Raw genomic sequence first — 9,436 nt, 5'->3', positions numbered from 1 at the left:
CCGGCGGTTCTGGTTAACCAGCGCATCAATGCCGCCTTCAGCAGCCAGTTCCTGATAACGGTAAAATGTATCGCGTGACACTCCCATGATCTTGCAGGCTTTTGATACGTTACCGAGTTCTTCGGCGAGATTGAGCAGGCCTGCTTTGTGTTTGATAATGGGATTGTTAGTATGAAGCATGAAAGTTACCTCGCGTTTTGTTTAAGGATTAGACACCCATATCAAAACCGGTAACTCTCAACCTTTCAAGGTCCAGTGTCAGACCTAGTCTCGACTAATACAGATTATTCGTCGTCAGCCACATCGTCGTCGATTTCAGCATCATCAATGCCGTCTTCTTCTTCGGCGACTTCACCCAGCGCGGTTGCCACGCTGTCGAGCTCTTCATCTTCGACCGGCTCAGCAACGCGTTGCAGCCCTACCACGTTTTCGTCTTCAGCAGTGCGGATAAGCGTCACACCCTGGGTGTTACGGCCTACGATGCTGACCTCAGAGACACGGGTGCGCACCAACGTACCGGCATCTGTGATCATCATGATCTGATCCAGCTCATCGACCTGCACCGCACCAACAACCTTACCGTTACGCTCGCTCACTTTGATAGAGATAACGCCTTTGGTCGCACGAGACTTGGTCGGGTATTCACTCACCGCAGTACGCTTACCGAAGCCGTTTTGCGTGACAGTAAGGATATCACCTTCACCGCGCGGCACGATCAAAGACACCACGCGATCGTCACCTTGAAGGTTGATACCGCGTACACCAGTAGCGGTACGTCCCATAGCACGCACAGCAGCTTCGGAGAAGCGCACCACCTTACCTTCCGCAGAGAACAGCATCACCTCGTTCTCACCGTCCGTCAAATCAACGCCGATCAGTTCGTCGCCCTCATTGAGGTTAACGGCAATAATCCCTTTCGAACGTGGATTGCTAAACTCGGTCAGCGCCGTTTTCTTCACCGTACCGCTGGCAGTCGCCATAAACACGTTTTGACCTTCTTCGTATTCACGCACCGGCAGAATGGCAGTAATGCGCTCTTCCGGCTCCAACGGCAACAGGTTGACGATAGGACGCCCACGCGCACCGCGGCTTGCTTCCGGCAATTGGTACACCTTCAGCAAGTAGAGACGGCCACGGCTGGAGAAGCAGAGGATCGTGTCATGGGTGTTAGCCACCAGCAGACGGTCGATAAAATCTTCTTCCTTGATGCGTGCCGCTGACTTGCCTTTGCCACCACGACGCTGCGCTTCATAGTCGCTCAGCGGTTGGTATTTGACATACCCCTGATGGGAAAGCGTAACCACTACATCTTCCTGATTGATCAGGTCTTCGATATTGATGTCAGCGCTATTGGCCGTGATTTCCGTGCGACGCGCATCGCTGTACTGTGTCTTGATCGCTTCCAGCTCTTCACGAATGACTTCCATCAAACGCTCAGGGCTGGTCAGAATGCGCAGCAGTTCGGCGATCTGCAACAGCAACTCTTTGTATTCATCCAGCAGCTTTTCGTGTTCTAGACCGGTCAGTTTTTGCAACCGCAGATCCAGAATCGCCTGAGCCTGCTGCTCAGTCAGGTGGTATTTACCGTCACAAATCCCAAATTCCGGCTCCAGCCAGTCAGGACGCGCAGCATCATTACCAGCACGCTCCAGCATCGCCGCAACGTTGCCCAGCTCCCAGGCTTGAGCAATCAATGCCGCCTTTGCTTCTGCCGGCGTTGGTGCATTGCGAATCGCTTCAATGATCGGATCGATATTTGCCAGCGCAACCGCCAGGCCTTCTAAGATATGGGCACGCTCGCGCGCTTTGCGCAGTTCAAAAATGGTTCTGCGCGTCACCACTTCACGGCGGTGGCGAACAAAGGCAACCAGAATGTCCTTGAGCGGCATGATCTTCGGCTGGTCCTGATGCAATGCCACCATGTTGATGCCGAACGAGACCTGAAGCTGAGTCAGCGAGTAGAGGTTATTCAGTACCACTTCACCCACAGCATCGCGTTTGATCTCAATCACGATACGCATGCCGTCTTTATCGGACTCATCGCGCAATGCGCTGATGCCTTCGACGCGTTTCTCTTTCACCAACTCGGCGATTTTTTCAATCAGGCGCGCTTTGTTCACCTGATAGGGAATCTCGTGCACGATAATGGTCTCACGACCATTTTTGTCGTCCACTTCCACTTCGGCGCGTGCGCGGATGTAAATTTTGCCGCGCCCGGTACGGTACGCCTCTTCAATGCCGCGTCTGCCGGTGATGATCGCCGCAGTCGGGAAATCAGGCCCTTTGATATGCGCCATCAACCCTTCCAGGCTGATGTTCTCGTCGTCGATATACGCTAGGCAGCCGTCGATCACTTCCGTCAGGTTGTGGGGCGGGATGTTGGTCGCCATCCCCACTGCAATACCGGAAGAACCGTTCACCAGCAGGTTAGGAATACGCGTCGGCATTACATCGGGGATCTGTTCTGTGCCATCGTAGTTGGGCACAAAATCGACCGTCTCTTTTTCCAGATCCGACAGAAGCTCGTGGGCGATTTTCGACATGCGAATTTCGGTATAACGCATGGCCGCCGCCGAGTCTCCATCTATCGACCCGAAGTTGCCCTGACCATCCACCAGCATGTAGCGGAGGGAGAAAGGTTGCGCCATGCGCACGATGGTTTCATACACGGCGGAATCACCGTGCGGGTGGTATTTACCGATAACATCGCCTACCACACGGGCCGATTTTTTATAGGGTTTGTTCCAGTCATTTCCCAGCACGCTCATCGCGTACAGCACGCGTCGGTGCACTGGTTTCAAGCCGTCACGAACATCAGGCAAGGCACGCCCGACAATAACGGACATGGCATAGTCCAGATAGGAGTTTTTCAACTCATCTTCGATATTGACCGGTGTTATTTCTCTGGCAAGGTCGCTCATGGAGCCGCTATCCCTCTATTAATGCATCAACCCGAGTTCAAAAGGTGGAAAATGATAGCACAAAACCCACCTGACAGGGAAAATACGCGCACGAGTAATGGCGCTTTTCTTTCATTCACCGCCTTTTGCATCGCCGAGGCAAAAAGGAGAATCGCTACTACATCCTGCCTACACCCGATATACTCACCGCAGATGAGAATAACAAAAGGTTATATACCGCATGAACGCAGAAATACAGACGCAGAATGTCGATCATGATGAAATCGCCAAGTTTGAAGCCGTCGCCTCACGCTGGTGGGATCTGGAAGGTGAATTCAAACCGCTGCACCGCATCAACCCGCTGCGACTTGACTACATCGCACGCCGCGCCGATGGGCTGTTTGGCAAGCAGGTGCTGGATGTCGGCTGTGGTGGCGGCATCCTGGCGGAGAGCATGGCGCGCGAAGGTGCAGAGGTTACCGGATTAGACATGGGTGCCGAACCGTTGCAGGTTGCTAGGCTGCATGCGCTAGAGAGCGGCGTCAGCGTGCAGTATGTGCAGGAAACCGTGGAGGCGCACGCCGGGCGCTATGACGTGGTGACGTGTATGGAGATGCTAGAGCATGTGCCAGACCCGCAATCGGTGGTGCGCGCCTGTGCCGCCCTGGTCAAACCAGGCGGACACGTGTTCTTCTCGACCATCAACCGCAATGCCAAAGCCTGGCTATTGATGATTTTCGGTGCCGAATACGTGCTGAAAATGGTGCCGAAGGGCACTCATGACGCGAAGAAATTTATTCGCCCGGCGGAGTTGCTGAATTGGGTGGACGGCACCTCGCTGGCGGAACAGCACATCACCGGTCTGCACTATAACCCGCTGCGCGATCGTTTTGCGCTCGGTCCTAATGTGGACGTGAACTATATGCTGCATACGCAGCGCGATGCTGAATAAGTCCGCGTTGGCTGGCTGATGTTGCTGACAGCCAGCGACTCTCACCGTCATTCCCACCCACCGCGGCCATTCTCATGAAGGCGGGAATCTCATATAGAGGAAACGTGTTTATTCTCGCAGAGATCCCCAGCTTTCGCAGAGGATGACAAGGGGTAAAGTGAGGTTGTCGGCAGTTTCAGTCAGCGTTTCAAACACAGATTGGCGATATCGTCGCCAATCTGCCATTCCTTCTACCGTCATAACCTTAGAAGCTGATCAAATTAAGAATTTTCCGTACGCAGAAAAAGCGGCAATCAATCATTTTTTTATTTTTTTATCCCCATCCATTGACAAAAGTTAAGGCCGCAACGCTACAGGCGTTTAGCCAGTGTGTAACAATTCCTCCCCATGTTATCCACAATTTCAGCGTGTTTTGTTCACTTGCAATAGCCGAAAATTCTCACTATCTTGTTATCATTCAAAACCAAAACCACTATATGTAGTGTTCACTCCACACACCGCAGCACTAGACTGTCGTGTGCGTTTTCGATCGGTGAAAACGCTATAGCATTGGGAAAAACGGATAGGTACTACACCACATGAACCAGAGCCTGCTAGTAACCAAACGCGATGGCAGCAAAGAACGCATCAATCTGGACAAGATTCACCGGGTGATTACCTGGGCAGCGGAAGGCCTGCACAATGTGTCAGTGTCTCAAGTCGAACTGCGCTCCCACATTCAGTTTTATGACGGCATCAAGACCGCCGATATCCATGAAACCATTATTAAAGCTGCCGCCGATCTGATTTCACGCAACAGCCCGGACTACCAATATCTGGCCGCACGTTTGGCCATTTTCCACTTGCGTAAAAAAGCCTACGGCCAGTTTGAACCACCAGCGTTGTTCGATCACGTCACCAAAATGGTAGAACTGGGCAAATACGATACCCACTTATTGCAGGACTATACGCCAGAAGAGTTCGCTCAGATGGACGCTTTCATCGATCACTGGCGCGACATGACCTTCTCTTACGCTGCGGTCAAGCAGTTGGAAGGGAAATATCTGGTGCAAAACCGCGTCACCGGTGACATCTACGAAAGCGCCCAGTTTCTGCATGTACTGGTGGCTGCCTGCCTGTTCTCCGGTTACCCGCGTGAAACGCGTCTGGATTACGTCAAACGCTTCTATGACGCGATTTCTACCTTCAAGATTTCATTGCCAACGCCGATCATGTCCGGCGTGCGTACCCCAACCCGTCAGTTCAGCTCCTGCGTGTTGATTGAGTGCGGCGACAGCCTGGATTCCATTAACGCCACCTCCAGTGCTATCGTGAAATACGTTTCACAGCGTGCCGGTATCGGCATTAACGCCGGTCGTATTCGTGCGCTGGGTAGCCCGATTCGCGGTGGTGAAGCGTTCCATACTGGCTGTATTCCTTTCTATAAACATTTCCAGACCGCAGTGAAATCCTGCTCACAGGGCGGTGTGCGCGGCGGAGCGGCAACGTTGTTTTACCCGCTGTGGCATCTGGAAGTGGAAAGCCTGCTGGTGCTGAAGAACAACCGTGGCGTGGAAGGCAACCGTGTGCGTCACCTCGATTACGGCGTGCAGTTGAACAAGCTGATGTATCAGCGTCTGGTCAAAGGACAAGAAATCACCCTGTTCAGCCCTTCTGACGTACCCGGCCTGTATGACGCGTTTTTCGCCGATCAGGATGAGTTCGAACGCTTATATCAGCAGTATGAAAAAGACGACAGCATCCGCAAGAAATCCATGAAAGCGGTCGATCTGTTCTCGCTGATGATGCAAGAACGCGCCTCTACAGGCCGTATCTACATTCAGCATGTCGATCATTGCAACACCCACAGCCCGTTTGAACCGAGCATCGCACCGGTGCGTCAGTCCAACCTGTGCCTGGAAATTGCGCTGCCAACCCACCCTCTGGAAGACGTCAACGACGAAAAAGGTGAGATCGCGCTCTGCACCCTCTCCGCGTTCAACCTTGGCGCATTGAATAGCCTGGATGATTTGGAAGATTTGGCGCGTCTTGCAGTACGTGCACTGGACGCCCTGTTGGACTATCAAGATTACCCGATTCTGGCCGCCAAACGCGGTGCTATGGCCCGCCGCACGCTCGGCATCGGCGTTATCAACTTTGCCTACTATCTGGCGAAAAACGGCGTGCGCTACTCCGATGGCAGTGCCAACAATCTGACGCACAATACCTTTGAAGCCATTCAGTACTACCTGCTGCAAGCCTCAAACGAGCTGGCGCGCGAACAGGGTGCCTGTCCGTGGTTTGACCAAGCCACCTATGCCCGTGGCGTGCTGCCTATTGACACCTACAAACGCGATCTGGACGGCATTTGCAGCGAACCGTTGCATTACGATTGGGAAGCACTGCGCGACAGTATCAAAACACACGGTCTGCGTAATTCCACGCTCTCTGCGTTGATGCCGTCGGAAACCTCGTCACAAATTTCCAACGCCACCAACGGTATCGAACCACCACGCGGTCACATCAGCATCAAGGCGTCGAAAGACGGCATTTTGCGCCAGGTGGTGCCGGATTACGAAACCCTGAAGGATGCCTACGAATTACTGTGGGAAATGCCGAACAATGACGGCTACCTGCAACTGGTTGGGCTGATGCAGAAGTTTGTCGATCAGGCTATTTCTGCCAACACCAACTACGATCCGGCGCGTTTCCCGTCAGGAAAAGTGCCGATGAAACAGTTGCTGACTGACTTGCTTACCGCCTATAAGTTCGGGTTGAAAACGCTGTATTATCAAAACACCCGTGACGGTGCAGAAGACGCACAGGAAGATATCCTGGCCGATGCGCAGGATGACGGTTGCGGAGGCGGTGCCTGTAAGATTTAAACCGCTTCCCGAGTAGGATATTGTTTACGTTAGTTTTTTCATGATGCAGTTAAATGCCTCCTGTCCCTTTTTGGAGATACATCCCTATGGCTTATACCACCTTCTCACAGAATAAAAACGATCAGCTTCTGGAACCGATGTTCTTTGGTCAGTCAGTTAACGTAGCGCGTTACGATCAGCAAAAATATGAAATATTCGAGAAGCTAATAGAGAAACAGCTCTCCTTTTTCTGGCGTCCAGAAGAGGTGGATGTGTCTCGCGATCGCATTGACTATCAGGCGCTACCGGAACATGAAAAGCACATCTTCATCAGCAATCTGAAATACCAAACGCTGCTGGACTCCATTCAAGGACGCAGCCCGAACGTCGCATTGTTACCGCTGATATCCATCCCAGAGTTGGAAACCTGGATAGAAACCTGGGCATTTTCAGAAACCATCCATTCCCGTTCCTATACCCATATCATCCGCAATATTGTCAACGATCCGGCACTGGTGTTCGATGATATCGTCACCAATGAAGAGATTCTGAAACGTGCAAAAGACATCTCTTCTTTCTATGACGATCTGATCGAACTGACCAGCTATTATCACCTGCTGGGTGAAGGTACGCATCAGGTGAACGGTAAAACGGTCACCGTTAATCTGCATTCCTTGAAGAAACAGCTTTATCTGTGCCTGATGAGCGTCAACGCGCTGGAAGCCATCCGTTTTTATGTCAGTTTCGCCTGCTCATTCGCCTTTGCTGAACGCGAACTGATGGAGGGCAACGCAAAAATCATCAAACTGATCGCCCGCGATGAAGCGCTGCACCTGACCGGTACCCAGCATATGCTGAATCTGATGCGTTCCGGCCAGGACGATCCGGAAATGGCACAAATCGCCGAAGAGTGCCAACAGGAATGCTACGACCTGTTTGTGCTGGCAGCACAGCAGGAGAAAGAGTGGGCGGAATACCTGTTCCGCGACGGCTCGATGATTGGCCTGAACAAAGACATTCTCTGCCAGTACGTTGAATACATCACCAATATCCGCATGCAAGCGGTAGGGCTGCCCTTGCCGTTCCAAATGCGCACTAACCCGATCCCGTGGATTAATGCCTGGCTGGTCTCTGACAACGTGCAGGTTGCTCCGCAAGAAGTGGAAGTGAGTTCTTATCTGGTCGGCCAAATTGATTCTGAAATCAACGCCGACGACCTGAGTGATTTCCAGCTCTAAGTTGATGAGCAACTCAACCATCACACTGCGCGTCTCTGGCGCGCAGCTTGCCAACAACGACAGCGCCACCTCGTTACTCGACGTGCTTGAACAACACTGCGTACCCGTGGAATATCAGTGCCGCTCGGGTTATTGCGGTGCCTGCCGCTTACGGCTGGTGAAAGGACGCATCGCCTATCGCCAAACCCCCCTTGCCTGTGTACAGCGAGACGAAATCTTGCCGTGCTGCTGCATGCCAGTGAATGATATCGAGTTAGAGCTGTGAGCGTTTGGTATACCCGGTGCAATGCTAAAATATGGGTTCCATGACGCTCATGAGCCTGCGGCATTACCTCTTCAGAATAACTGCGCATTCTGCGCAGTTTCTTGCTCACTTCCTAGCATAAATCACTCCCTGCGCAAGGTTTGCAAATGATTCACGAGGCCTGCGCAACTTTTCACTCAGAATTGACATTCACGCCACAGTAATAGATTAATTATAAATAAAAACAATGAATTAAAAAACGGCATGTTCTTTGCCTGTCTCTCGACGGAGTCTGTCGAAACCAATAACGGCGCTAGCCCGGTACAATGCCGGTTTTTTTGTACCATTTTCCGTTGACACGAATTATCCCGATGGCAATCGGCACCAGCATTCCGCCCTATTTTACCGAACGGGCTCTGCCGGGTGCCCATTCGGATATTGGTGGCGGGTATTACAGTCGCTGGAGCCTGGCGAACCAGAATAGCGATCCTGCGATGATCGAACGTATCGAATCGGAACTCTTTATAAGCCAAGAAGAGGTTTCCACCCCTGATACACAAAGCCGCGCTTTCAAGTAGGTGCAGAAAGGATGACGCTTGGCCACAAAAAGCGGTCTCTGTCGACGTGGTGATAAGCCGGGGAGTAGAAGGGGAATACTCTCGCATTCCGCGGCATATGATGGTGGAAACGGGACGTACTGTAGGAGTGCCATTTAAAGCGTGACAGCCAGAAAATAAGATGCTGCAAGTTGAATCGCTTTCAGCCCAGTAGCCACCCGCCAACGTCAGTTGTGTCAGGGTCATCAACCGTCAAGGTTGATGGTATCCCATTGGTCCTGCAAGGCTATTCTCTGGCTCCCCACGGACATAGCCGCACTATCAGCGGCGGTTCATCCAACGTCTTTATTGACGGCAAGCCCGCCGTGCGCACAGAGAACACCGTTAGCTGCGGTGGCGCGTTAATTGGCGGGGGATCGGTTGATAGGCTTTGGAGCGTACACACTCTTAGGGACGCGGTAGTTTTCTGATAATATTCATTCGGGTAGGCATGCCCTTGGTTTCAGCGACAAATAGCAATAAAGGTGCTGTAAATGGAGTTAAGGATGAATCGGTTCGTAGGTCGTGTATTCAATGAGTTGATGTAGCATCAAACGTAGTACTCGCGTTCGATGTAAGTACCGATGATCCTATCGTGCATTTCGGATGATTTTGAATATCCGGGCGTCTTGCGATTGAGCCGTTGCAATCGGTTACGCAGTG

9 protein-coding genes are annotated in these 9,436 nt (G+C 52.2%); 6 read left to right on the top strand and 3 right to left on the bottom strand.

Annotation, left to right across the window (positions count from 1 at the left end; all coding sequences use genetic code 11):
• Positions 1-180: helix-turn-helix domain-containing protein (locus tag QZ506_RS18690; RefSeq protein ID WP_291973074.1), on the bottom strand; the 180-nt coding region annotated here is incomplete at its 3' end.
• A gap of 104 nt (positions 181-284) precedes the next feature.
• A complete protein-coding gene (gene gyrA / locus QZ506_RS18685; RefSeq protein WP_291973073.1) occupies positions 285-2,921 on the bottom strand; it encodes a DNA topoisomerase (ATP-hydrolyzing) subunit A in 2,637 nt (878 codons plus the stop codon).
• Positions 2,922-3,141: 220 nt separating this feature from the next.
• Here gyrA and ubiG point away from each other — a divergent pair, with 220 nt between their 5' ends.
• The 6 genes from ubiG to QZ506_RS18655 all read left to right on the top strand — a co-directional run bounded on the left by ubiG (position 3,142) and on the right by QZ506_RS18655 (position 9,204).
• Positions 3,142-3,852: a bifunctional 2-polyprenyl-6-hydroxyphenol methylase/3-demethylubiquinol 3-O-methyltransferase UbiG gene (ubiG, locus tag QZ506_RS18680; protein WP_291973072.1), complete on the top strand. Its 711-nt coding sequence runs from the start codon at positions 3,142-3,144 to the stop codon at positions 3,850-3,852.
• Positions 3,853-4,430: 578 nt separating this feature from the next.
• On the top strand, positions 4,431-6,716 hold the full coding sequence (gene nrdA / locus QZ506_RS18675) for a class 1a ribonucleoside-diphosphate reductase subunit alpha (RefSeq protein ID WP_291973071.1): 2,286 nt from the start codon (positions 4,431-4,433) through the stop codon (positions 6,714-6,716).
• Positions 6,717-6,802: 86 nt separating this feature from the next.
• A complete protein-coding gene (gene nrdB / locus QZ506_RS18670) occupies positions 6,803-7,933 on the top strand; it encodes a class Ia ribonucleoside-diphosphate reductase subunit beta (protein WP_291973070.1) in 1,131 nt (376 codons plus the stop codon).
• Between the two features lie 4 nt (positions 7,934-7,937).
• Positions 7,938-8,198: a class I ribonucleotide reductase maintenance protein YfaE gene (gene yfaE, locus QZ506_RS18665; protein WP_291973069.1), complete on the top strand. Its 261-nt coding sequence runs from the start codon at positions 7,938-7,940 to the stop codon at positions 8,196-8,198.
• A 305-nt stretch (positions 8,199-8,503) separates the two neighbouring features.
• The gene (locus QZ506_RS18660; protein ID WP_291973068.1) at positions 8,504-8,755 is read left to right on the top strand and encodes a hypothetical protein; all 252 of its coding nucleotides are present in this window, start codon (positions 8,504-8,506) and stop codon (positions 8,753-8,755) included.
• A 155-nt stretch (positions 8,756-8,910) separates the two neighbouring features.
• On the top strand, positions 8,911-9,204 hold the full coding sequence (locus QZ506_RS18655) for a PAAR domain-containing protein (RefSeq protein ID WP_291973075.1): 294 nt from the start codon (positions 8,911-8,913) through the stop codon (positions 9,202-9,204).
• A gap of 119 nt (positions 9,205-9,323) precedes the next feature.
• Here the strand turns inward: QZ506_RS18655 and QZ506_RS18650 are convergent.
• The coding region (locus QZ506_RS18650) for an IS1 family transposase (protein ID WP_291972479.1) at positions 9,324-9,436 on the bottom strand (113 nt) is incomplete at its 5' end.

This window comes from Candidatus Symbiopectobacterium sp. (assembly GCF_020054415.1).
GTDB lineage: Bacteria > Pseudomonadota > Gammaproteobacteria > Enterobacterales > Enterobacteriaceae > Symbiopectobacterium.
The sequence above is the reverse complement of the archived record's forward strand: the minus strand, read 5'-3'. Positions and strand labels throughout refer to the sequence as shown.